Below are 25303 nucleotides of genomic sequence, written 5' to 3' on the forward strand. Positions count from 1 at the left end.
CCCCCCGTCAGATAGATGGCGAGCAACGCGCCGACACCGGCCGAAGGCAGTGTCGAGAGGATCGTCAGCGGGTGAATGTAGCTTTCATACAAAATGCCCAGCACCAGGTACACCGCCACCAGCGCGCCGAGGATCATGAACGGCTGGCCCTTCTGCGTCGCCGCAAAGGCATCGGCGGTGCCGGCCATCTTGGCGATCACGTCTTCCGGCAAACCGACCTTGGCAATCGCCCGCTCGATGGCGGCCGTCCCCTGCTCCACCGTCACCCCTTCGGCCATGTCGAAGGCAATGTTTTCCGAGGCGAACTGGCCTTCGTGACTCACACGATCGTCAGCCAGGCTGTTCTCGTAATGGGCAATGGTCGACAACGGCACCCGCGCCCCATCGGCGGTAATCACCTGCATCTGATTGAGGGTGATCGGGTCCTGGGCGTATTTGGGATTGACCTCCATCACCACCTGGTACTGGTTGAGGCTGTCGTAGATCGTGGAAATCTGGCGCTGGCTGTAGGCGTTGTTCAACACCCCGGTGACCATGTCCATGTCGATGCCCAGGCGCTTGGCCTGGTCACGGTCGACAATCAGCGTGACCTGGGCGGCGCCGCGGCCTTCACGGGCGTCGATGGCGGTGAGTTCCGGCAGCCCACGCAACGCGGTGACGACTTTCGGGTACCACAGGCGCAGTGCGGCCAGGTCACCGCTTTGCAGGATGTAGGAATACTGCGCACTGGTCTGGTCGCGGCCGCCGCCAAATTGCAGGTCCTGGTCGGCCATCAGGAACAGGCGCCCGCCCGGCACCAGCGGCACCTCCTTGCGCAGGCGCTCGATCACCGCCTGGGCGGACACTTTGCGCTCGCTGATGGGCTTGAGGCGTACCAGCATCACCGCGTTGTTGGTGCCGTTGTTGCCGCCAATAAAGCCGGCCACGCTGAGCACCGCCGGGTCCTTGAGCACGGCCTGGCGGAAGATCTCCATCTTCGGCTGCATCACGCTGAACGACAGGCCATCATCGCCGCGCACAAAGCCGATCAATTGGCCGGTGTCCTGCTGGGGCATGAAGGTTTTCGGCACGACCACGTACAGCGCAATGTTCACGCCCACGGTGATCAGCAGGCTGAGCAAGGTCAGGCGCCGATGGCGCAGCACCCAGTCCAGGCTGGTGGCGTAGCCGGCGACCATGCGGTCGTTGATCTTCTGGCTCCAGCGCTGCAAGCCGGTCATCTGGCCTTTGACATGGGGCTTGAGCCAGCGGGCGCAGAGCATCGGGGTCAGGCTCAGGGACACCACCAGCGAGACGATAATCGCCGCCGACAAGGTGATGGAAAACTCACGGAACAGGCTGGTGACGATCCCGCCCATAAACAGGATGGAGAGGAACACCGCCACCAGCGACACGTTCATCGACAGCAAGGTAAAGCCGACTTCCTCGGCGCCCAGGTACGCCGCCTTCATGGGCGGCACGCCGTCATCGATATGCCGGGAAATGTTCTCCAGCACCACGATGGCGTCGTCTACCACCAGGCCGGTGGCCAGGATCAACGCCATCAGCGAGAAGTTGTTCAGCGAGAACCCGTACAGGTACATCACCGCAAAGGTGCCCACCAGCGACACCGGCACCGCCAGGGTCGGGATCAGCGAGGCGCGGAAGTTACCGAGGAACAGGTACACCACCAGGATCACCAGCCCGACGGCAATCAGCAGGGTCATCTCGGCTTCGTGCAAGGTGGCGGTGATCACCGGCGAGCGGTCCATGGCCAGGCTGAGCTTGACGCTGGACGGCAGCACCGCCTGCAACGCCGGCAGTTGCGCCTTGATCTGGCGGACGGTCTCGATGATGTTCGCGCCAGACTGGCGGTTGATCACCAACAGCACCGCCGGCTCATTGTTGAAGAAGCCGCTGTTGTAGCGGTCTTCAACGCCGTCGGTGATTTTCGCCACGTCCGACAGGCGCAGGGCCGCGCCGTTCTGGTAGCGAATCAGCAGCGGTTCGTAGTCCTTGGCTTTTTCCAGTTGGTCGTTGGCCTGGATTTGCCAGTTGCGCTCACTGTCTTCCAGGGAACCCTTGGGCCGGCGCTGGTTGGCGTTGGCGATGGTATTGCGCACATCGTCCAGGGCCACGCCGTACTGGTCGAGGGCCTTGGGTTCGAGTTCGATGCGCACCGCCGGCAGGGAACTGCCGCCGATCTGCACTTCGCCCACGCCCGGCACCTGGGACAGGCTTTGGGACAGGATGGTCGAGGCCAGATCGTACAACTGGCCCTTCTGCAACACGTCCGAGGTCAGCGACAGCACCATGATCGGCGCCTGGGACGGGTTGATCTTCTTGTAGGTGGGCATGCTGCGCATGCCGCTGGGCAGCAGGTTGCGCGAGGCGTTGATCGCCGCCTGCACTTCCCGCGCCGCGCCGTTGATATCACGGTCGGAGTCGAACGCCAGGATCACCCGGGTAGAGCCCTGGCTCGACGAACTGCTCATGGTGGTGATGCCGGCAATCGCACCGAAGGAGCGCTCCAGCGGGGTGGCCACCGTGGAGGCCATCACCTCGGGACTGGCACCGGGCAAGCTGGCCGAGACCACGATCACCGGGAAGTCGATCTGCGGCAGCGGCGACACCGGCAGCAGGTTGAAGCTCACCCCGCCCAGCAACATGATCGCCAGGCTCAGCAGCAAGGTCGCTACCGGCCGGCGGATGAAAGGTCCGGACAGGTTCATGGGGGGGGAGCTCCAAGCGGCAAGTTTCAAGCTACAAGCAAAATCCGTACGCTGCCCCGGCTCTTCTCTTGCCGCTTGCGGCTTGCAGCTTGCAACTGCTTTCACCACGCCCATCACACCACTTCCTCACTGCCAGACTTCCGCCAGCGCCGCCCCAACCGATCGAAAGCCAAGTAAATAACCGGGCGTGGTGAACAGCGTCAACACCTGGCTCACCAGCAGGCCGCCGACCATCACCAAGCCCAACGGCTGGCGCAATTCGGCGCCGGAGCCGGTGGCCAGCATCAGCGGCACCGCACCGAACAACGCCGCGAGGGTGGTCATCAGGATCGGCCGGAAACGCAACAGCGCGGCCTGATAGATCGCGGTCTGCGGGTCAAGGCCCTGGTTGCGCTCGGCGTCGAGGGCGAAGTCGATCATCATGATCGCGTTCTTCTTGACGATACCGATCAGCAAGATGATGCCGATGATCGCGATCATGCCCAGGTCATTGCCACTGAGCAGCAAGGCCAGCAAGGCGCCCACCGCCGCCGACGGCAAGGTCGACAGGATGGTGATCGGGTGGATATAGCTCTCGTAGAGTACGCCGAGCACGATATACATGGTCACCACCGCCGCCAGGATCAGCAGCAAGGTACTCGACAGCGAGGCTTCGAACGCCTGGGCCGCGCCCTGGAACTGGGTCTGCACGCCCACCGGCATGCCGATGTCCTGCTGGGTCTGGTTGATCAGTTCCACACCCTTGCCCAGCGCCACGCCGGGGGCCAGGTTGAACGACATCATTACCGCCGGGAACTGGCCGATATGGGCGATGGCCAACTGCGCCTGACGCTGCTCGACACGGGCCAGGCTCGACAGTCGCACCTGGCCGCCATCGGTGGTTTTGACATGGATCTGGTTCAGCGCATCCGGGCCGAGGGTCTCGCCGGACTGGGCCTGCAACACCACGCGGTACTGGCTGGCCTGGGTGTAGATCGTGGAAATCTGGCGCTGGCCGAAGGCGTCGTAGAGCGCGTCGGTGATGGTCGACACGCTGACGCCCAGGCGCGAGGCCGCATCGCGGTCGATCACCAGGTACACCTGCAAGCCTTTGTCCTGCAGGTCGCTGGCAACGTCGGTGAGTTCCGGTAACTGGCCAAGGGCGTGCACCAGCTTGTCACTCCACAGCGCCAGCAACTCGGAATCCGGGGAGGACATGCTGAACTGGTACTGGGTGCGGCTCACGCGGTCTTCGATGGTCAGGTCCTGCACCGGCTGCATAAACAGGCGGATGCCCACCAACTTGTCGATTTCCGGTTGCAGCCGGGTGATGACCTGGGCCGCGCTCAAGTCGCGCTGGCCGTGGGCCTTGAGGTTGATCAGCAGGCGGCCGCTGTTGAGGGTGGCGTTATCGCCATCCACACCGATGTAGGACGACAGGCTTTCCACCGCCGGATCCGCCAGGATGATCTTGGCCAATGCCTGCTGGCGCTGGCTCATCGCAGCAAAGGAAATCGACTGCGGCGCCTCGGAAATGCCCTGGATCACCCCGGTGTCCTGCACCGGGAAGAAGCCTTTGGGCACCACCAGGTACAGCACCACGGTGAGGCCCAGGGTGGCGATGGCCACCAGCAGGGTCAACGGCTGGTGCTTGAGGACCCACTGCAACTTGCGGCCATAGGCTTCGATCATCCAGTCGATCCAGGCGCCGCTGGCCTTGTAGAAACGGCCCTGCTCTTCTTCCTTGGGCTCACGCTTGAGCAACCGCGCGCACATCATCGGCGTGAGGGTCAGGGACACCACCAGGGAAATCAGGATCGCCACTGCCAGGGTGATGGCAAATTCGCGGAACAGGCGCCCCACCACATCGGCCATGAACAGCAGCGGGATCAGCACCGCGATCAGCGACAGGGTCAGGGAAATCAAGGTGAAACCAATCTGCTTGGCGCCCTTGAGCGCAGCCGCCATCGGTGTTTCGCCCTCCTCGATGTAACGGGAGATGTTCTCGAGCATCACGATGGCATCGTCCACCACGAACCCGGTGGCGATGGTCAGGGCCATCAATGTCAGGTTATTGATCGAGAACCCGGCCAGGTACATCACGCCGAAGGTGCCCACCAGGGACAACGGCACAGCAATCGATGGAATGATCGTCGCGCTGACCCGGCGCAGGAACAGGAAGGTCACCATCACCACCAGGGCGATGGCGATCAGCAATTCGTGTTGTACGTCCTTGACCGAGGCGCGGATGGTCTGGGTGCGGTCGGTGAGTACGGTAACGTCGAGGCCGGCCGGCAGGTTGTCGGTGATGCTCGGCAGCAGCGCCTTGATGCGGTCCACGACCTCGATGACGTTGGCGCCCGGCTGGCGCTGGATGTTCAGCAGCACCGCCTGGTTTTCATTGGCCCAGGCGGCAAGGCGCTCGTTTTCGGCGCCGTCGACGATTTGCGCGACATCTTTAAGGCGCAACGGCGCGCCGTTGTTGTAGGCCAGGATCAGTTCGGCGTATTGCTGGGGCGAGACCAACTGGTCGTTGGCGTCGAGCATCGACACCCGCGTCGGGCCGTCGAAGTTACCCTTGGGTTGGTTGACGTTGGACGCCGCGATCAAGGTGCGCACATCCGACAGGTTCAAGCCGTTGGCCGCCAGGGCCTCGGGGTTGACCTTGATGCGCACCGCCTGGCGCTGGCCGCCGGCGATGCTGACCATGCCGACGCCGCTGATCTGGGCAATTTTCTGCGCCATGCGCGTGTCGACCAGGTCATTGAGCTTGGGCAGCAGCATAGTCTTGGAGCTGATGGCCAGGGTCAGCACCGGGGTATCTGCCGGGTTGACCTTGTTGTACACCGGCGGTGCCGGCAAATCCTTGGGCAGCAGGTTGGTGGCGGCGTTGATCGCGGCCTGCACCTGTTGCTCGGCGACATCCATGTTGATGTCGAGGTTGAAACGCAGCGTCAGTACCGAAGCGCCGCCAGAGCTGGTGGACGCCATCTGGGTCAGGCCGGGCATTTGCCCGAACTGGCGCTCAAGGGGCGCAGTAACCGCGCTGGTCATCACGTCGGGGCTGGCGCCAGGGTACAGGGTCATCACCCGGATGGTCGGGTAATCCACCTGGGGCAAGGCCGACACCGGCAGCAAGCGGTACGCGATGATGCCGGCCAGGATGATGGCCAGCATGCTCAGCGTGGTAGCGACCGGGCGAAGGATAAACAGCCGCGACAGGTTCATGCGCCGACCTTTTGCGCCTTGCCGGCGTCAGCGCCGGTCTCCCCTTTTGCCGCGGGTTTGCCTTGCAGGTGTTCAGTCGGCGTGGTCGGGACTTCAGTGCTGTCGTTGACCACTTCGATTTCGCTGCCTTCCTTGAGGCGGTCGGTGCCTTCGAGGACCACACGGTCACCGGCGACCAGGCCTTCCTTGATCACGGTGTTTTCACCGTCGGTGTCACCGACCACCAGGGGCTGGACCTTGACCTTCTTGTCGCCATCGAGCTTGTAGACGAAGGTGCCGGTGTTGCCGAACTGGATCGCCGCGGACGGCGCCAGCACCACGTTGTGCAGGGTGTCGGCCAGCAGGTGCACGTTGACGAACTGGTTGGGGAACAGCGCCTTGTCCTTGTTATCGAAACGCGCCTTGAATTTCAGGGTGCCGGTAGTGACGTCGATCTGGTTGTCCAGGCTCTGCAACACGCCGGTGGCCTGCTGTTTTACGTCGCCACGGTCCCAGGCTTCCACCGGTAGCTTGTTGCCGGCGTGGTAACGGGCGAGCACGGTTTCCAGGGTATTTTCCGGCAGGGTGAAGGCCACGCTGATCGGCTGGGTCTGGGTGATCACGGCCAGGGCGGTGGTGTCGTTGGCGGCCACCAGGTTGCCAACGTCGAGCTGGCGCAAGCCGACGCGACCGGCGATCGGGGCGCGGATCTTGGTGAATTCAAGGTTGAGCTTGGCGTCGTCGACCGCGCCCTGGTTGGTCTTGACCGTGCCCTGGTATTGCAAAACCAGCGCTTCGGCGGTGTCCAGGGTCTGCTTGGCGATACTGTCCTGGGCGTACAGGCCACGATAACGCTCCACATCGACCTGGGCGTTTTTCAGCTGGGCCTGGTTTTGCATCAGCGTGCCCTGGGCCTGGAGCAAGGCGTTTTGATAGCTGCGCGGGTCGATCTCGGCCAGCAGATCACCGGCCTTGACCATCTGCCCTTCTTCAAAGGCGATCTTCACCAGCTCTCCGCCCACCCGGCTGCGTACATTAATGGTGTTGAGCGCGGTGACCGTGCCCAAGGCCTTGTAGTACACCGGGAACTCTCCCAGCACCGCCGGCGCCACACGCACTGGCACCGGGCCAGTTGAACCGCCGAAGCCAGGGCGCGCCATCCCGGTTTTGCCGGTGTGCCCGGCCGGTGCGTCTTTTTGGGCCGCGCCGCCGGGCCAGAATTTCCAGCACAGACCGGCGATAACCAGCAGCACAAGCAGGCCGAACAGCCAACGACGGGAGTTGCGGGGGGAGGATTGCATGGAGTGATCAACCATTGGGCGCGAGAGCTTCTTCTTTGGGAGGCTGAAAGATAAGCACTGGGGCGCATTAAGAAAAGCGCCTTTACCGGCTATTTACCTTGGACTTACAACTTTTAACGTCTGGGCTTAGTCCGTCGGCTATTTCCCTAAACGTCTGAAGCACAAATGAAAACGGCCTGGACTAGGCCAGGCCGCAATCATGTATCACGCGTGTTACTGCAAAACGACAGACATGCGCTGGAACAATTACTTCAGAACAGCCAGCACCGCTTCGTAGTTGGGTTCTTCAGCAATTTCAGCAACCAGTTCGCTGTGCAGCACGGTGTTGTTTTCGTCCAGAACCACCACGGCGCGGGCAGTCAGGGCGCGCAGCGGGCCGTCAGCGATTGCCACGCCAAAGTCCTGAGCGAACGCAGGATCACGGAAATCCGACAGGTTCTTCACGTTTTCCAGGCCTTCGGAGCCGCAGAAGCGCGCCTGGGCGAATGGCAGGTCGGTGGAGATGCACAGAACAACAGTGTTGTTCAGCTCGTTGGCCTGGGCGTTGAACTTGCGAACCGACGTCGCGCACGTCGGGGTATCGACGCTTGGGAAGATGTTCAGCACTTTGCGCTTGCCGGCGAAGGTCGCCAGGGTCGCGTCCGACAGGTCGCCGGCGGTCAGGATGAAGTCTGGAGCCTGGGTGCCGACTTTCGGCAATTCGCCTTCAACCTGGACCGGGTTGCCTTTGAGGGTGACTTGAGCCATGAACGGAATCCTTATGCGGGTTTTGGTTAAACGAATTCAAGAGGCGGAAGTTAACCACAAAGTACCGTGGCGACCTACCGCCAGACACAAATTGTCATGCGTACCGGTTGTGGTTTAATTGCGCGCTTTTCGCCCGCCCTTTAAGGAAGCTGTTGTTGATGAAACCGTCTGCCACCAAAGTCCTGGTCATTGGTTATGTCTGGCCGGAGCCGCGTTCCTCGGCCGCAGGCGGGCACATGATGCAGATTCTGGAAACTTTTCTTACGCAAGGCTGGGAAGTTACCTTCAGTAGCCCTGCCGCACTCGGCGAGCACAAGGCCGACCTGCTCACCCTGGGCATCGCCGAATGCGCCATCGAGCTCAATAACAGCAGTTTCGATGATTTTATCCGCCAACTCGCCCCGGACATCGTGTTGTTCGACCGTTTCATGATGGAAGAGCAGTTCGGCTGGCGCGTGGAAAAATGCTGCCCCGACGCCTTGCGCGTGCTGGAGACCTGCGACCTGCAAAGCCTGCGCGACGCACGCCAGCAACGGCTCAAGAACCACCTCAAGACCCATCCCGACAGCGACGACTTCAGCGCCCTGTTTGCGCCAGCGCTGGAGGAAGAGTTCCAGCTGATGGCCGACACCGATGTGGCCAAGCGCGAAATCGCAGCGATTTACCGCTGCGACATCAACCTGATGATCTCCGACGTGGAAATACGCCTGCTGACCGAGCAGTTCAAGGTGCCGGCGGCCCTGCTCCACTGGTGCCCGCTGATGCTGGAGCCCGCAACCGAAGCCTTTCCCCCGTTTGAAGACCGTGGGCACTTCCTCAGCATCGGCAACTTCCGCCACGCGCCCAACTGGGACGCCGTGCTGTGGATGAAGAACAGCCTGTGGCCGCTGATTCGACAACAGTTACCCGGCGCGCAACTGCATGTCTATGGCGCCTACACCCCGCCCAAAGCCACCGCCCTGCATAACCCGGCCCAGGGTTTTCATGTGATGAACTGGGCCGAAGATGCCCTGCAAGTGATGAGCGCCGCACGCATCTGCCTGGCCCCCCTGCGCTTTGGCGCGGGCATCAAGGGCAAGCTGGCGGACGCGATGCTGTGCGGCACGCCGAATATCACCACGCCCATCGGCGCCGAGGCCATGGGCGATGAGCAGCCATGGCCGGCATGATCGAACACAGCGCCCCTGCCCTGGCCGCCGCTGCGGTGGCCTTGTACCAGGACCGCGAGCGCTGGACCCAGGCCCAGGAAAATGGCCGCCAGTTGATTGCCCGTCGCTACGACCAGAACGTCCACGGGCCTGCGCTGGTGGACTGCCTGGAACATTGCCGCACCCACCTCGCCGCCCATCGCCGCGACAACTTCACCGGCAGCATGCTGCGCCATCACGCCCACAAAAGTACCCAGTACATGTCCCAGTGGATCGAGGCGAAAAACCGCACGCTCTAAACGCCGACGCTGGCAGGGTCGCGCACAAGGGGGCATTATTCGGGTCGCAACCAACAATAAAGCGACGCCAGCATGACCCGAGCAGCGCGTATCACCGACCCTTCCTACGAGCTGATGGACGATCATAACGGTCTGTCCATCATCTATCGCCAGCACGGCTTCCCCTGCCCGCTGGTGCGCTGGCATTTCCACAAGGAATACGAACTGCACCTGATCGTGGCCAGCTCCGGCAAGGTGTTTATCGGCGACTACATCGGCAACTTCTACCCCGAAAGCCTGTTCCTCACCGGCCCCAACCTGCCCCATAACTGGATCAGCCAGGTGGAGGAAGACGAGGTGGTGCCCAAGCGCGACATGCTGGTGAACTTCACCGATGACTTGCTGGAGAACGGCAGCCATATCTTCACCGAGTTGAAGACCCTTGCCCCGCTGCTGGAACGGGCCCAGTACGGCATCGAGTTCCGGTGCAAGAAGACCATCAGCCAGGCCATGACCCTGATGCAACGTATCGAGGATGCCCAAGGCATGGCGCGCCTGGGCCACTTCTTTATCCTGTTGGAAGTGCTCAGTATCTGTGAGGACTACCAACTGCTCTCTGGCGTGACCACGCCGCAACTGGCTGACGAGCACAGCATCGACCGCACCAACCGCGCCGTGGACTACATCTTCGCCCACTACGCCCGCGAGTTGCCGCTGGAGGAAGTCGCCGAGTACCTGGGGATGAAGCCGACCTATTTCTCGCGGGTGTTCAAACAGGCCACCGGGCGCACGTTTATCGAGTTCGTCAATCGGCTGCGCATCAGCAAGTCCTGCGAATTGCTCGCCGATGGCAACAAGGCCGTGACGGACGTGTGCTTTGAGTCAGGCTTCAACAACATCTCCAACTTCAACCGCCGCTTTCAGCAACTCAAGGGCATGACCCCTTCCCACTACCGGCGCCTGGCGGTGCAGCGGCTGACGGAGCAGAACCTGGCTTGAGGGGTTCAACGGCCGTGTGATCGAGTGCAAAAAAGTATCAGTCCAAGTGCTCCCAAGGATTTGTCACAACCCCATTTGAAGGCTGTAATCAACGCACACTCTTCCTGACTGCTCGTAGGAAGACACAACAACAATAACTGTCCTTCTGTAGCCCCCTGGGCGCAGAAATGGAGTGCGCGATGAAGTTCACAGCAAAAGCACTGCTTGTCTCCACCTGCATGACCCTCAGCGCCGTCAGCTTTGGCGCGCAGACCCTGACCATTGCCACCGTCAACAACAGCGACATGATCCGCATGCAAAAGCTCTCGAAGACCTTCGAGGCCGAGCACCCGGAGATCAAGCTGAACTGGGTGGTGCTCGAAGAAAACGTGCTGCGCCAACGCCTGACCACCGACATCGCCACCCAAGGCGGACAGTTCGACGTGTTAACCATCGGCATGTACGAAGCTGCACTCTGGGGGGCCAAAGGCTGGCTGGAGCCGATGAAGGATCTGCCGGCTTCCTACGACCTCGACGATGTATTCCCTTCCGTGCGTGATGGCTTGTCCGTCAAGGGTTCGCTGTACGCACTGCCGTTCTACGCCGAAAGCTCGATCACCTATTACCGCACCGACCTGTTCAAGGACGCCGGGCTGAGCATGCCCGAGCACCCGACCTGGACCCAGATCGGCGAATTCGCGGCCAAACTCACCGATAAAACCAAAGAGCAATACGGCCTGTGCCTGCGTGGCAAAGCCGGTTGGGGCGAGAACATGGCGCTGATCACCACCCTGGCCAACGGCTACGGCGCACGCTGGTTCGATGAGAAGTGGCAGCCTGAATTCAACGGCCCCGAGTGGAAGGACGCGCTGAACTTCTACGTCGACAACATGAAAAAATCCGGCCCTCCGGGGGCGTCCAGCAACGGTTTCAACGAGAACCTGGCGCTGTTCAACAGCGGCAAGTGTGCGATCTGGGTCGACGCCAGCGTGGCCGGCTCGTTTGTCACCGACAAGTCCCAGAGCAAGGTGGCCGATAACGTTGGCTTCACCTTCGCCCCACACGAGAAGACCGACAAAGGCACTTCGTGGCTGTACTCCTGGTCACTGGCGATCCCGACCAGTTCCAAGGCCAAGGACGCCGCCAAAGTGTTCACCAGTTGGGCAACCTCCAAGGAATATGGCGCTCTGGTCGCCAAGACCGACGGCGTGGCCAACGTACCGCCAGGTACGCGCAAGTCGACCTACAGCGACGAGTACATGAAAGCCGCGCCGTTCGCCAAGGTGACCCTGGAATCGCTGAAAGTGGCGGACCCGACCAAACCGACACTCAAGCCGGTGCCGTATATCGGGATCCAGTTGGTGACCATTCCTGAGTTCCAGGCGATTGGCACGCAGGTCGGCAAGTTCTTCTCCGGTGCGTTGACCGGCCAGCAGACGGTGGATGCGGCATTGACTGCCGCACAGACCACCACCGAGCGTGAAATGAAGCGGGCCGGTTACCCCAAGTAATCTCAGCCCTCACCACAGTCAAATGTGGGAGGGGGCTTGCCCCCTCCCACACTGACCGCGTTTGCATGTACCTGACTGGTTCTTATCCCCATGAATACACCACCCAAAAACCGCCTGGCCAACCCCGGCTGGTTTCTCGTCAGCCCCTCGGTGGCCTTGCTGCTGCTGTGGATGATCGTGCCCCTGGGCATGACCCTGTACTTTTCGCTGATCCGCTACAACCTGCTCTACCCCGGCGAAAACCAATTCGTGGGGCTGGAGAACTTCACCTACTTCATCACCGATTCGGGCTTCCTGCCCGGCGCCACCAATACCCTGTTGCTGGTGGGCAGCGTACTGTTGATCAGCGTGGTGTTCGGCGTATTGATCAGTGCCCTGCTGGAGGCCAGTGAGTTCTTCGGTCGCGGCCTGGTGCGGGTGCTGCTGATTTCGCCGTTCTTCATCATGCCCACCGTCGGTGCGCTGATCTGGAAGAACCTGATTTTCCACCCGGTGTCAGGGGTGCTTGCCGCCGTATGGAAGCTGTTCGGCGCCGAGCCGGTGGACTGGCTGGCGCACTATCCGTTGCTGTCGATCATCATCATTGTGTCGTGGCAATGGCTGCCGTTCGCGATCCTGTTGCTGATGACCGCCATGCAGTCCCTCGACCAGGAACAAAAGGAAGCCGCGCGCCTCGACGGTGCCGGCGCCATCGCGATCTTCTGGCACCTGACCCTGCCCCACCTGGCCCGCCCGATTGCGGTGGTGGTGATGATCGAAACCATCTTCCTGCTTTCGGTATTTGCTGAAATCTTCACCACCACCAACGGCGGCCCCGGCTACGCCTCGACCAACCTCGCCTACCTGATCTACAACCAGGCGCTGGTGCAGTTCGATGTGGGCATGGCGTCGGCCGGCGGCTTGATTGCCGTGGTCATCGCCAATATCGCGGCGATCATCCTGGTGCGGATGATCGGCAAAAACCTGACTGACAAGCCTTGAGGGCCGCGCCATGACGCTTCAACAATCCCGCCGCCTGCAAAGCCTGTTGCTCGGCACGTTGGCCTGGGCCATCGCGATCCTGATCTTCTTCCCGATCTTCTGGATGGTGCTGACCAGCTTCAAGACCGAAATCGACGCGTTCGCCACGCCGCCGCAGTTCATCTTCACGCCGACGCTGGAGAACTACCTGCACATCAACGAGCGCAGCAACTACTTCAGCTATGCGTGGAACTCCGTGCTGATTTCCTTCAGCGCCACGGCCCTTTGCCTGCTGATCTCGGTGCCGGCCGCCTACTCCATGGCGTTCTACGAAACCCAGCGCACCAAGGGCACGCTGCTGTGGATGCTGTCCACCAAAATGCTGCCGCCGGTGGGCGTACTGATGCCGATCTACCTGCTGGCCAAGAGTTTTGGCCTGCTGGATACACGCATTGCGCTGATCATCATCTACACCCTGATCAACCTGCCGATCGTGGTGTGGATGGTCTACACCTACTTCAAAGACATCCCCAAGGACATCCTCGAAGCCGCCCGCCTGGACGGCGCCACCCTGTGGCAGGAAATGGTCCGCGTGCTGCTGCCGATTGCCAAGGGCGGCCTGGCTTCCACGGTGTTGCTGTCGCTGATCCTGTGCTGGAACGAGGCGTTCTGGTCGCTGAACCTGACCTCGTCGAACGCCGCGCCGTTGACCGCGCTGATCGCCTCCTACTCCAGCCCCGAAGGCTTGTTCTGGGCCAAATTGTCGGCCGTTTCGACCCTCGCCTGTGCGCCGATCCTGATCTTTGGCTGGATCAGCCAGAAACAGCTGGTACGCGGCTTGTCCTTCGGCGCCGTTAAATAATAATTTCTAGCGGAGGGCCCATCATGGCCAACCTGAAAATCAAGAATTTGCAAAAAGGCTTCGAAGGTTTCTCGATCATCAAGGGCATCGACCTGGAAGTGAACGACAAGGAGTTCGTGGTCTTCGTCGGCCCGTCGGGCTGCGGTAAATCCACCCTGCTGCGCTTGATCGCGGGGCTGGAAGAAGTCAGCGAAGGCACCATCGAACTCGACGGTCGCGACATCACCGAAGTGACCCCGGCCAAGCGCGACCTGGCGATGGTGTTCCAGACGTACGCGCTGTACCCGCATATGAGCGTGCGCAAGAACATGTCGTTTGCCCTGGACCTGGCCGGCGTTGACAAGAAGCTGGTCGAGAGCAAAGTCAGTGAGGCGGCGCGCATCCTGGAACTGGGCCCGCTGCTGGAGCGCAAACCCAAGCAACTGTCCGGCGGCCAGCGCCAGCGCGTGGCGATTGGCCGGGCGATTGTGCGCAACCCGAAGATTTTCCTGTTCGATGAACCGCTGTCCAACCTCGACGCCGCCCTGCGCGTGCAGATGCGCCTGGAGCTGGCGCGCCTGCATAAAGAACTGCAGGCGACCATGATCTACGTGACCCACGACCAGGTCGAAGCCATGACCCTGGCCGATAAAGTCGTGGTGCTCAACAGCGGCCGCATCGAGCAGGTCGGCTCGCCGCTGGAGCTGTATCACCAGCCGGCCAACCTGTTTGTGGCGGGCTTTCTCGGCACGCCGAAGATGGGCTTTCTCAAGGGCAAGGTCACCCGCGTCGAGTCCCAGACCTGCGAAGTGCAACTGGGCGCCGGCACCTTGATCACCCTGCCGCTCAGTGGCCCGACCTTGAGCGTCGGCAGCGCGGTCACCCTGGGCATTCGTCCGGAACACCTGGAAATCGCAGCGCCTGGCCAAACCACCCTGACCGTCACCGCCGATGTGGGCGAGCGCCTGGGCAGCGACACGTTCTGCCACGTCAACACCGCCAACGGCGAGCCGTTGACCATGCGCATCCGCGGCGACATGGCCAGCCAGTATGGCGAAACCCTGCACCTGCACCTGGACCCGGCGCACTGCCACCTGTTCGACACCGACGGCGTGGCCGTGGCCCGCCCACTGCGCGCTGCCGCCTGATTTCGCGAGAATTACGTTATGAAACTGAATAAACAGAACCTCACGCAACTGGCCGGGCAGGTGAAAATCCCGGCCTACGCCATTGCCGACACCCGCCAGGGCATCGCCCATATCGGCGTCGGTGGTTTCCACCGGGCGCATCAGGCGTATTACACCGATGCGCTGATGAACTCAGGTGAAGGCCTGGACTGGAGCATCTGCGGCGTCGGCCTGCGTGCCGAAGACCGCAAGGCCCGCGACGACCTGGCCGGTCAGAATTTTCTCTTCACCCTGTATGAACTGGGCGACACCGACGACACCGAAGTGCGTGTGATCGGCGCCATCAGCGACATGCTGCTGGCCGAAGACGGCGCCCAGGCGCTGATCGACAAACTGGCCAGCCCGGCCATTCGGATCGTCTCGCTGACCATCACCGAAGGCGGCTACTGCATCGACGACAGCAACGGCGAGTTCATGGCCCACCTGCCGCAGATCCAGCATGACTTGGCCCACCCGAGCGCACCGAAAACCGTCTTCGGCTTTATCTGCGCCGCCCTTACCCAGCGCCGCGCCGCCGGCATTCCCGCGTTCACTGTAATGTCCTGCGATAACCTGCCCCACAACGGCGCCGTCACACGCAAGGCGCTGCTGGCTTTCGCCGCCCTGCACAACGCCGAACTGCACGACTGGATCAAGGCCAACGTAAGCTTTCCGAACGCCATGGTCGACCGCATCACGCCGATGACCAGCACCGCTCACCGCCTGCAATTGCACGATGAGCACGGCATCGACGACGCCTGGCCGGTGGTGTGCGAGCCCTTTGTGCAGTGGGTGCTGGAAGACAAATTCGTCAACGGCCGCCCGGCCTGGGAAAAGGTCGGCGTGCAGTTCACCGATGACGTCACGCCCTACGAAGAAATGAAGATCGGCCTGCTCAATGGCAGCCACCTGGCCCTGACTTACCTGGGGTTTCTCAAAGGCTATCGGTTTGTTCACGAAACCATGAACGACCCGGTGTTTGTGGCGTATATGCGCGCCTATATGGACCTGGACGTCACGCCGAACCTGGCGCCGGTGCCAGGGATTGATTTGACGGCGTACAAGCAGACCTTGGTGGACCGCTTCTCCAACCAGGCGATTGCCGACCAGTTGGAGCGCGTGTGTTCGGATGGTTCGTCGAAGTTTCCCAAGTTCACCGTGCCGACCATCAATCGTCTGATCGCTGACGGCCGCGAGACTGAACGGGCTGCACTGGTGGTCGCCGCCTGGGCCTTGTATTTGAAGGGCGTGGATGAGAATGGCGTGAGCTACAAGATCCCCGATCCACGTGCCGAGTTTTGCCAGGATCTGGTGACCGATGATGCGCTGGTCAGCAAACGCCTGTTGGGGGTGGAAGAGATTTTTGGCACGGCTATTCCCAACTCGCCTGAGTTTGTGGCAGCGTTCGAGCGGTGTTTTGTGAGCTTGCGTGACAACGGCGTCACGGCAACCCTACAGAACCTCCTGAAGAAACCGGCTTAACAATGTGGGAGGGGGCTTGCCCCCGATGAGGGTGTATCAGTTAAATAAATCTGTCACTGACCCACTGCTATCGGGGGCAAGCCCCCTCCCACATTGACACTCCAACAATAATGCTGAGCACCCCATCATGACCCAGCAAAACCTGTTCCTCGGCATCGACTGCGGCACCCAGGGCACCAAGGCCATCGTCCTCGACGCTTCCAGCGGCAAGGTCCTGGGCCTCGGCGCCGCCGCGCACACGCTGATCAGCGGCGCCAACGGCCGCCGCGAGCAGCACACCCAGGAATGGCTGGACGCCTTTACCGCAGCCACCCACCGCGCCCTGCAACAGGCCGGGGTGGACGGCCAGGACATCCTCGGCATCGGCGTTCCGGCCAGCAGCACGGCCTGGTGCTGCTGGATGACCAAGGCCAGGTATTGCGCCCGGCCAAGCTGTGGTGCGACACCGAAACCGCGCCGGAAAACGAGCGCCTGTTGCAGCATCTGGGCGGCGAAAGCGGCTCCCTCGAACGGCTGGGCGTGGCCATCGCGCCGGGCTACACCGTGTCCAAGCTGCTCTGGACCCGCGAACAGCACCCGGACCTCTTCAAGCAAATCGCCCATATCCTGCTGCCCCACGACTACCTCAATTATTGGCTGACCGGCCGTGCCGTCGCGGAATACGGCGATGCGTCCGGCACCGGCTACTTCAATGTGCGCCGCCGTGAATGGGACGTGGCGTTGCTCCAGCACATCGACCCCAGCGGTCGCCTGGAAAAAGCCTTGCCGCCCCTGATCGAAGCCGACCAAGCGGTGGGCACAATCCTGCCGGCCATCGCCGAGCGCCTGGGCGTCAACCCCCATGCCCTGGTCTCCAGCGGCGGCGGCGACAACATGATGGGCGCCATCGGCACCGGTAATATCGCGCCGGGCGTGATCACCATGAGCCTGGGTTCATCGGGCACCGTCTACGCCTTTTCGGACCAGCCCAACGTCAGCCCCCAGGCCTCGGTGGCGACCTTCTGCTCATCCAGCAGCGGCTGGTTGCCGTTGATCTGCACCATGAACCTGACCAACGCCACCGGCGTGATGCGCGAGCTGTTCGAGCTGGACCTGAACGCCTTCAACGCCCTGGTCGAGCAAGCACCGATTGGCGCCGACGGCGTGAGCATGCTGCCGTTTCTCAACGGCGAGCGCGTGCCTGCCCTGCCCCACGCCACCGGCAGCCTGCACGGGCTGACCATGACCAACCTGACCCGCGCCAATCTCTGTCGCGCCGTGGTCGAAGGCACCACCTTCGGCCTGCGTTACGGCCTCGACCTGCTGCGCCAGACCGGCCTGCAAAGCCAGAGTATCCGCCTGATCGGCGGCGGCTCGAAAAGCCCGGTGTGGCGGCAGATGGTCGCCGATATCATGAACACCGAAGTAATCTGCACCGAACAAAGCGAAGCCGCCGCCCTGGGCGCGGCGATCCAGGCGGCATGGAGCCAATCCGGCGAATCCCTGGCCAGCCTGTGCGACAAATGCGTGAGCGTCGACCCGGCCAGCCGTACGCTGCCGGTCGCGGCCAATGTCAGCGCCTATCAACAGGCGTACGAGCGTTATCAACAGCTAGTGGCAACCCTTTAAGAGCGAACGACTATGTATCTGGTGTGTGGTGAAGCGCTGTTTGATTTCTTCAGCGAAGAGGATGCCAGCGGGCTGGCGTCGAAGGTCAACTACAAGTCGATTGCCGGCGGTTCGCCGTTCAACGTCGCCGTCGGCTTGCGCCGCCTGGGCATCGAGGCAGGGCTGTTCGGCGGCGTGTCCACTGACTTCCTCGGTCGTCGCTTGGTGCAGGTGCTCCAGGATGAAGGCGTGAGTCAGCAATTTCTGGTGGAATTCGCCGCGCCGACGACCCTGGCGATGGTCGCCGTGGGCGCCAATGGCTCACCGCAATACAGCTTTCGTGGCGAAGGCTGCGCCGACCGGCAACTGCAAGTCGCGCACTTGCCGGTGCTGGGTGATGACGTGCGCGGGCTGCACATCGGCTCGTTCTCCCTGGTGGTGCAGCCGATTGGCGACACCCTGCTGGCCCTGGTCCAGCGCGAAAGCGGCCGGCGCCTGATCAGCCTCGACCCCAATGTGCGCCTCAACCCGCAGCCGGATATCCAGCTGTGCGCGACCGTATCGCCGAGCTGGTCAAGCATGCCGACCTGATCAAGGTCAGCGACGAAGACCTGCACCTGCTCTACCCCGACCAATCCCCCGAAAGCGTGCTGCAAGGCTGGTTGCAGCACCGCTGCCAACTGGTGTTTCTCACCCGTGGCGGCGACGGTGCCACAGTGTTCAGCCGCCAGCATGGCACCTGGTCGCAACCGGCGGTCAAGGTGGTGATGGCCGACACCGTAGGCGCCGGCGATACCTTCCAGGCGGCGTTGATTGCCTGGCTGACCGAGCAGCAGTTGGATTCGGTCGACGGCCTGCAACAGCTCACCCGGGCGCAGATCGACGCCATGCTCGGCTTCGCGATTCGCGCAGCCGCCCTGACCTGCACCAAGACCGGACCGGACTTGCCGTATCGCCAGCAGTTGGGCTGAACGCCCGGTTTCATGAAGGTTTTGTCAGCCAGGCCGACATTAATCGATGGTTAATCCCGCACGCCGACAGTGAAGTCGAACCCACTTGCGGAGCACCCTCATGAAACTGCGTACTTTACTGTTCGGCGGCGCACTGGCACTGGCCGCCGCCTCCGGCCTGGCCCAGGCCGACGAGCAGAAACCGGTGCCTTACCAATACGGCATGCCGCTGAACATCAAGCATGTGATCGCCATGAACGAAGCGCCGACCAACGACTGCAAGGTCATCGACGCCGATATCAAGTTCGTGGACAAGGCCGGGAAAATCGAAGATGTGGGCTATCGCAAGCTGTCCGATGCGTGCAGCTTCCAGAATTGAGCCTTTCACTCTCACACAGCAAGCCCGCGTAGATAGGCGTATTCTGGCGGGCTTGTTCTCCAGGCCGAAAGGAATCGCCATGCCGCTGAGTTTTCGTACCCTCGCCACCGCAACCGCCCTGCTGTGCTTCGCCCTCGCGCTCGTCTGGGGGCTGCGCCCCGAGCTGCTGCTCGGTATGTGGGGCGTGACGTCGTCCGACGCCACCGGCCTGGTCGCCCGCCGCAGCGCCGCGCTGTTCCTGGCCATCGGCATCATGTTTTACCGCGCCCGCCATGCGCCGCCTTCGGACACACGTCGCGCCATGACCAGTGGCTTTGCCATCGGCTGCCTGGTGCTGGCTGTGCTGGGCGTGTGTGAGTGGTTCAGCGGCAATGCCGGGCCGGGTATTTTCCTGGCCGTGGCAACGGAAACCGTACTGGGCCTGGCATTTATCCAGGCCCATAGGTCTTCGGTGGTTCATTCTCAGGCGTCTGCCTAGTAATAGGCTCGACCTCCCGCTCGTTTGAGGGCGGGTGCATGGGTATTTTTAAGGTCTTCACGCAACCCGGTGATCAGGTTGCAAATCGCCCGACTGCTGTCGAGTTTGTCTGCGTTGATGCCTTTGACTTCCAAATCCACCCGGTCACGGTCGCGGTCGTCGTAGACCTTGATCGTCAGCGAAGCATCTTCGGCTTTGGTGCATTCGCACCGTTTGGGCAGGAAACTTCCTTCAATAATGCTGCGTAGCTCTAGTTCCGAAAGCATGGCCAACCTCTCCTTTTTTTTGAGACTGCCAACAGAGTGTTTTGTTATGTGTCATGCAGGCGCTTGCCAGCCTTGGAAGACGCCTTCATACAGTCAGCGTACTCAACAAAATGCGCGTGTGTAGTAACAATTCCTCATAAGAACGGTACAAGTTTATATAACTTAAACTGGGCCTCCGCCGAAGCGTTTATATCATCGGCGAACAGCCACGATTAAACGTTTAACCCTGCAGTTCGTGTGCGTACGCGGTTACTCTTTCAGCAACATGTCGCAAACTATCAAAGTTGATATTTGCCCCGGAATTCACCGCCACCAGGGTCTGGGCACGCACGCCATGCTCCAGGACGTACTTTCGAATGCCCGCCACCGCCAGTGCGCCGGAGGGTTCGGTGATGGAGCGGGTATCGTCGTAGATCAGCTTGATCGCGCTGCACAGTTGGTCGTTGCTCACGGTGATGACCTCATCCACCCAATCGCGGCAGATTTCAAACCCGTAGGCACCGATCTGCGCCACTGCGGTGCCGTCGGCGAACCCGTCGACGCTGGGCAGCACCACGCGTTCGCCGGCGCGCAAGGCGGCCAGCAGGCAGCTGGAGCCTTCCGGCTCGACCCCGATGATGCGCACCTCGGGCCGCAGGTATTTGACGTAGGCGGCAATGCCGGCGATCAGGCCGCCACCGCCCACCGGCACGAAGATCGCGTCCAGCGGGCCTTGTTGCTGGCGCAGGATTTCCATGGCCACGGTGCCCTGGCCGGCGATTACGTCCGGGTCATCGAAGGGCGAAACGAAGGTACAGCCTGAGGTCTCGGCCAGTTGCAACGCATGGGCCAGGGCGAACGGGAAACTTCGCCGTGCAGCACCGCTTCGGCGCCTCGGGAGCGCACACCCAGTACCTTCAACTCCGGCGTGCTGCACGGCATGACGATACGCGCCTTGATCCCCAACTCCCGCGCCGCCAGCGCCACGCCCTGGGCGTGATTGCCTGCCGAGGCCGTCACCACGCCACGCGCCTTTTGCTCGTCGGTGAGCTGCACCAACTTGTTGTAGGCGCCGCGGATCTTGAAGGAAAACGTCGGCTGCAAGTCTTCGCGCTTGAGCAGCACCGTGTTGCCAAGCAACGACGATAACGCCGGCGCCGCCTGCAACGGCGTGCGCACCGCCAGGTCGTAGACTGGCGCGGCGAGGATCTTTTTCACGTAGTGCTCAAGCAGTGCGGTGTCTTGGCTAGCCCTTGGGGTAGATGCGCTCATCGGTGTCTCCTGGCTTTTTTTGGATGGCCCTGGAGACGGAAAAACAAAACCCGCCTCTAAGGCGGGTTTGGGTGCAGCCGTGTGCTATCCCGCCAAATGAGGAATGGCGGTAATAATGCTTGGCTGGCTGCGGAAGGCTTGAAATGTCATGTCACGAAATTAACCGGGCGTTGCCGTGCAAGTCAATGACCAAGCACCATTTAGCCTGTGGGGCTTACGCCGGACATACGAAACATATACGCTTTGTATATCCAACTTAAACAGTGAACCCCATGGGCATCGTCAAGATCACCGACCAACTGCACGAACAACTGCGCCTGGCCAGCGCGACGATGGACCGTTCCATCAACGCTCAGGCCGAGTTCTGGATCAAGATCGGCCTGCTCGCCGAACTCAACCCCAGCCTGCCCTACAACGAGCTGATCAACAAATTGTTGCTCGACAAACCCGACCTGATCCGGGGGCGCAGCTGATGATCAAGACCACCGCCCAACTGGCCGTGATGCGCGAAGCCGGGCGCCTGCTGGCCCAGGTGTTCAGCATGCTCGACGGTTTTGTCGCCGCCGGCCGCTCCACCCTGGAGCTGGACGCCGCCGTCGAAGCCTTCATCCGTAACGACCTCAAAGCCCGCCCCGCCAGCTTGGGGCAATACGATTACCCGTTCTCGATCAACACCTCGATCAACGAGGTGGTGTGCCATGGCATGCCCAGCGCCAAGGAGATCCTCGAGGACGGCGACATCATCAATATCGACATCACCCTGGAAAAAGGCGGCTACATCGCCGACTCCAGCAAGATGTACATGATCGGCACCGTCGCCCCCAAGGCCAGGCGCCTGGTGGAGATGACCTTCGAAGCGATGTGGGCCGGCATCCGCCAGGTCAAGCCCGGCGCACGCCTGGGTGATATTGGCCACGCGATCCAGAGCCACGCCCAGGCCAACGGCTACAGCGTGGTGCGTGAATACTGTGGTCATGGCATCGGCAAGCAGATGCATGAGGAACCGCAGATCCTGCACTTCGGCCGCCCCGGCACCGGTCTGGAGCTGCGCGAAGGCATGGTGTTTACCATCGAGCCGATGCTCAACCAGGGCGGCGCCAAGACTCGCAGCCTCAAGGATGGCTGGACGGTGGTTACCAAGGACAACAGCCTGTCGGCGCAGTGGGAACACACCGTGGCGGTGACGGCGGACGGGTTTGAGGTGTTGACCTTGCAGCCAGGCGCCTGAGCCTGGCCTTGGCTCAGGCCACTGCCCTGATCCCCTGCTTGGCTTCCAGCTCGCGCACCAGCGGCAACACCCGCTTGCCGAAGTACTCCACTTCTTCCTGGAAGTGCAGGAACCCCGCCAGCACCAGATCCACCCCCACCGCCTTGAGCGCAACGATGCGCTCGGCGATCTGCTGCGGGGTGCCGATCAGGTTGGTCTTGAAGCCGTCGTTGTACTGCACCAGGTCTTCAAAGCTGGACTTGGCCCAATTGCCCTCGCCTTCCGGTGAAGCCTTGCCCGCCTGCCTGGCCGCATCGCCAAACGCATTGACCGCTTCCGGGTCCGCCTTGTTGATAATCTCGGCGAGCACGGCGCGGGCTTCTTCTTCGGTGTCGCGAGCGATCACGAACGCGTTGACGCCGACCTTGACCGAATGGTTATTCGCCGCCGCCTTGGCGCGAATGTCATCGACTTGGGCCTTGATGCCTTCCGGGGTGTTGCCGTTGGTGAAGTACCAGTCCGAGACTCGCGCCGCCATGTCCCGCGCCGCCCGTGAACTGCCGCCCTGGAACACTTCCGGCTGGCCCAGTGGCTTGGGCTTGAGGGTGTAGTTGTTGAAACGGTAGAAATCGCCTTTGAAGGTGAAGTCGTCCTGGGTCCAGATGCCTTTGAGGGCGCGGATAAATTCTTCGGAGCGGCGATAGCGCTCGTCGTGCTCCAGCCAGTGTTCGCCGATGGCCTGGAATTCGCCCTTGAACCAGCCGCTGACGATATTCACCGCGATGCGGCCATTGGTGAGTTGGTCGATGGTCGCCAGCTGCTTGGCCGCCAACGCCGGCTGCCACGGGCCAGGCAGGATCGCCGCGATGACCTTGAGCGTGGTGGTGGCCGCCAGCAGCGCATGGCTGAACGCCACGGATTCATGCTGGTTCTCGGCGCCGTAGCCGGCGGTGAAACGGATCTGGGTCAGGCCATACTCAAAGCCGGCAGCTTCGGCCAGTTGTGCCAGTTTGCGGTTGTAGTCGATGCCCCAGTCGGTGCGTTGTTCAATCTTGCTGACCACCAGCCCACCGCTGACGTTGGGCACCCAATAGGCAAATTTCACGGCTTGCTGACTCATTGAACGGTACCTCGTGCAAAAGGGATGTACCGAGGCTTGAGCAGCAAGCGTGCCAGCCAGGGGCAAACGCCCACGCCATCAGGGTTGCGGCCAAAAATGAGGGCTTGGCGGGCGGGCGGGCAAATGTCAGGGATTGCGCCGGTTTGTCGGATTGCTGTTGCTGGCGCAACAGTGATCCAGGCAAATCCCCCGTAAACATTGGGCCACGCACCCGGCACGGAGTGTGCAATCCCCCATGCATTGACCACTGCCCAGGAGCCTTGCCCATGACCGAACATCACGTCATCAACCCGCTGTCCATCGGCGTCGATTACCCCACCCTGGCCGCGCGTTTTCGGCCGATCTTCCAGCGCATTGCCGACGGCGCGGTGCAGCGCGAACTCAGCCGCACCCTGCCCCATGAGCCGATCCAATGGCTCAAGGAGGCCGGCTTTGGCGCGGTGCGCGTCCCGGTGGAATACGGCGGCGGCGGCGCGTCCCTGCCCCAGTTGTTTGAACTGCTGATCGAACTGGCCGAAGCCGACTCCAACGTGCCGCAGGCCCTGCGCGGGCATTTCGCCTTTGCCGAAGACCGCCTGAATGCGCCGCCGAGCGCCGGCCGTGACCTGTGGTTCAAGCGGTTTGTCGACGGCGACATCGTCGGCTGCGCCTGGACCGAAATCGGCAACGTAGCCATCGGGGATGTGGTCACCCAGGTCAGCCCCGACGGCGACAAGTGGAAACTCAACGGTGAAAAGTTCTACAGCACCGGCAGCATCTTCTCTGACTGGATCGACGTGTACGCCCAGCGCAGCGACACCGGCGGCGACGTGATCGCCGCCACCCGCGCACGCCAGCCGGGTGTGGTGCACAGCGACGACTGGGACGGTTTCGGCCAGCGCACCACCGGCAGCGGCACTTCGCGCTTTACCGACGCCGAGGTCGAGGCCGACAACGTCATCGACTTCGCCACCCGCTTCAAATACCAGACCGCGTTCTACCAGTTGGTGCTGCTGGCCAGCCTGGCCGGTATCGGTCGTGCGGCCCTGCGCGACGTGGCCCATCAAGTGCGTAGCCGCAAGCGCATCTACAGCCATGGCAATGCGCCCCATGTGAGCCAGGACGCACAGGTTCAACAGGTAGTCGGCGAAGTGGCAGCGCTGGTGTATGCCGCGCAAGCCAGTGCGCTACGGGCAACATGGCCAGCACAACGGGCCTACGTGGCGCGGTTTGGCGGTGATGATGCGGTGGAGCGCGAAGCCAATGTGGCGGCCGAGATTGAGTCGGCAACGGCGCAGGTGGTGGTGTCGGATTTGATCCAGCGGGCTGCCAGCCAGCTTTTCAATGCACTCGGCGCGTCGGATGTGCGCCAGGGCAAGGCCCTTGATCGGCATTGGCGCAATGCGCGGACGGTGTCGTCGCACAACCCGGTGATCTACAAGGCGCGGATTGTGGGGGACTGGGTGATCAATGGAACCGAGCCGCCGTTCGTATGGCAGATCGGCAACGGCCCGGCAAAGCACTGAGGCCTGGCACAATCGAAATGTGGGAGGCCCCACTACCTCTTCGACGTAGCGCTGTCGCGCAGCAAACTGGGCGCACCTACGAAATCTGCGGCTCAATAAGTCGGCTTCACACGGTTTGAGTGTGGGAGGGGCGGTGCGACGATTCGACTTGCCCCCGATGGCGATGGGTCTGAGTACATATCCGTTGTTCAGGTAACGGCCACCTAGGGTTCCGCTTTTTACAGCGGCTCACTTTTTGGAAGAGCCCAAAA

16 protein-coding genes and 5 pseudogenes are annotated in these 25303 nt (G+C 62.0%); 14 read left to right on the plus strand and 7 right to left on the minus strand.

Annotated features, from left to right (window positions below; all coding sequences use genetic code 11):
* From IQK56_RS01230 to tpx, 4 genes and pseudogenes are all read right to left on the minus strand, one after another.
* Positions 1-2711, minus strand: a 2711-nt coding sequence (locus tag IQK56_RS01230) for an efflux RND transporter permease subunit (protein WP_193901516.1), incomplete at its 3' end; no start/stop codon positions are given.
* A 113-nt stretch (positions 2712-2824) separates the two neighbouring features.
* Positions 2825-5918: pseudogene (locus tag IQK56_RS01235) on the minus strand (MdtB/MuxB family multidrug efflux RND transporter permease subunit).
* Positions 5915-7213, minus strand: coding sequence for an MdtA/MuxA family multidrug efflux RND transporter periplasmic adaptor subunit (locus IQK56_RS01240; RefSeq protein WP_122305692.1), 1299 nt, complete (start codon positions 7211-7213; stop codon positions 5915-5917). The pseudogene IQK56_RS01235 and the gene IQK56_RS01240 overlap by 4 nt, the downstream one beginning before the upstream one ends.
* Before the next feature lie 231 nt (positions 7214-7444).
* Positions 7445-7945: a thiol peroxidase gene (gene tpx / locus IQK56_RS01245; protein ID WP_122305693.1), complete on the minus strand. Its 501-nt coding sequence runs from the start codon at positions 7943-7945 to the stop codon at positions 7445-7447.
* A gap of 158 nt (positions 7946-8103) precedes the next feature.
* On the opposite strand from tpx, the pseudogene IQK56_RS01250 reads away from it, so the two are divergent.
* The 11 genes and pseudogenes from IQK56_RS01250 (at position 8104) to IQK56_RS01300 (ending at position 19703) form a co-directional block, all read left to right on the plus strand.
* Positions 8104-9392, plus strand: a pseudogene (locus tag IQK56_RS01250) (glycosyltransferase).
* 72 nt (positions 9393-9464) lie between these two features.
* On the plus strand, positions 9465-10370 hold the full coding sequence (locus IQK56_RS01255; protein WP_193862465.1) for an AraC family transcriptional regulator: 906 nt from the start codon (positions 9465-9467) through the stop codon (positions 10368-10370).
* Positions 10371-10588: 218 nt separating this feature from the next.
* Positions 10589-11860 carry an ABC transporter substrate-binding protein gene (locus IQK56_RS01260; protein WP_425274554.1) on the plus strand — a complete coding sequence of 424 codons (1272 nt, stop codon included), beginning with the start codon at positions 10589-10591 and terminating at the stop codon, positions 11858-11860.
* 90 nt (positions 11861-11950) lie between these two features.
* The gene (locus IQK56_RS01265) at positions 11951-12841 is read left to right on the plus strand and encodes a carbohydrate ABC transporter permease (protein WP_122305697.1); all 891 of its coding nucleotides are present in this window, start codon (positions 11951-11953) and stop codon (positions 12839-12841) included.
* Positions 12842-12851: 10 nt separating this feature from the next.
* Complete coding sequence (locus IQK56_RS01270; protein ID WP_017848429.1) at positions 12852-13682, plus strand: carbohydrate ABC transporter permease; 831 nt, start codon at positions 12852-12854, stop codon at positions 13680-13682.
* 23 nt (positions 13683-13705) lie between these two features.
* Positions 13706-14809: an ABC transporter ATP-binding protein gene (locus IQK56_RS01275; RefSeq protein ID WP_193862467.1), complete on the plus strand. Its 1104-nt coding sequence runs from the start codon at positions 13706-13708 to the stop codon at positions 14807-14809.
* Positions 14810-14827: 18 nt separating this feature from the next.
* Positions 14828-16309: a mannitol dehydrogenase family protein gene (locus IQK56_RS01280; protein ID WP_193862468.1), complete on the plus strand. Its 1482-nt coding sequence runs from the start codon at positions 14828-14830 to the stop codon at positions 16307-16309.
* A 127-nt stretch (positions 16310-16436) separates the two neighbouring features.
* Positions 16437-17917: pseudogene (xylB, locus tag IQK56_RS01285) on the plus strand (xylulokinase).
* A gap of 12 nt (positions 17918-17929) precedes the next feature.
* A pseudogene (locus IQK56_RS01290) lies at positions 17930-18867 on the plus strand (carbohydrate kinase family protein).
* Positions 18868-18967: 100 nt separating this feature from the next.
* The gene (locus IQK56_RS01295) at positions 18968-19225 is read left to right on the plus strand and encodes a DUF2790 domain-containing protein (RefSeq protein ID WP_150675227.1); all 258 of its coding nucleotides are present in this window, start codon (positions 18968-18970) and stop codon (positions 19223-19225) included.
* A 79-nt stretch (positions 19226-19304) separates the two neighbouring features.
* Positions 19305-19703 carry a hypothetical protein gene (locus tag IQK56_RS01300; protein WP_122305703.1) on the plus strand — a complete coding sequence of 133 codons (399 nt, stop codon included), beginning with the start codon at positions 19305-19307 and terminating at the stop codon, positions 19701-19703.
* On the opposite strand, the gene IQK56_RS01305 is transcribed toward IQK56_RS01300, so the two are convergent.
* The gene (locus IQK56_RS01305; protein WP_122305704.1) at positions 19700-19969 is read right to left on the minus strand and encodes a DUF1652 domain-containing protein; all 270 of its coding nucleotides are present in this window, start codon (positions 19967-19969) and stop codon (positions 19700-19702) included. The genes IQK56_RS01300 and IQK56_RS01305 overlap by 4 nt on opposite strands.
* A gap of 220 nt (positions 19970-20189) precedes the next feature.
* Positions 20190-21220, minus strand: a pseudogene (gene ilvA, locus IQK56_RS01310) (threonine ammonia-lyase, biosynthetic).
* Positions 21221-21492: 272 nt separating this feature from the next.
* Between ilvA and IQK56_RS01315 the strand changes: the two are divergent.
* Both IQK56_RS01315 and map read left to right on the plus strand, forming a co-directional pair.
* Positions 21493-21693, plus strand: a complete 201-nt coding sequence (locus IQK56_RS01315) for a ParD-like family protein (RefSeq protein ID WP_150762133.1) — start codon at positions 21493-21495, stop codon at positions 21691-21693.
* Positions 21693-22448 (plus strand): type I methionyl aminopeptidase, encoded by a 756-nt coding sequence (gene map / locus IQK56_RS01320; RefSeq protein WP_193862470.1) that lies wholly within the window; start codon positions 21693-21695, stop codon positions 22446-22448. The genes IQK56_RS01315 and map overlap by 1 nt, the downstream gene beginning before the upstream one ends.
* Positions 22449-22461: 13 nt before the next feature.
* Here the strand turns inward: map and sfnG are convergent, their stop codons facing one another.
* Positions 22462-23547, minus strand: coding sequence for a dimethylsulfone monooxygenase SfnG (gene sfnG, locus IQK56_RS01325; RefSeq protein ID WP_150675230.1), 1086 nt, complete (start codon positions 23545-23547; stop codon positions 22462-22464).
* Positions 23548-23813: 266 nt separating this feature from the next.
* On the opposite strand from sfnG, the gene IQK56_RS01330 reads away from it, so the two are divergent.
* The gene (locus IQK56_RS01330) at positions 23814-25052 is read left to right on the plus strand and encodes an acyl-CoA dehydrogenase family protein (protein WP_193862471.1); all 1239 of its coding nucleotides are present in this window, start codon (positions 23814-23816) and stop codon (positions 25050-25052) included.
* The last annotated feature ends 251 nt before the right edge of the window (positions 25053-25303 follow it).

Source organism: Pseudomonas cyclaminis (assembly GCF_015163715.1).
GTDB classification, from domain to species: Bacteria; Pseudomonadota; Gammaproteobacteria; order Pseudomonadales; family Pseudomonadaceae; genus Aquipseudomonas; species Aquipseudomonas cyclaminis.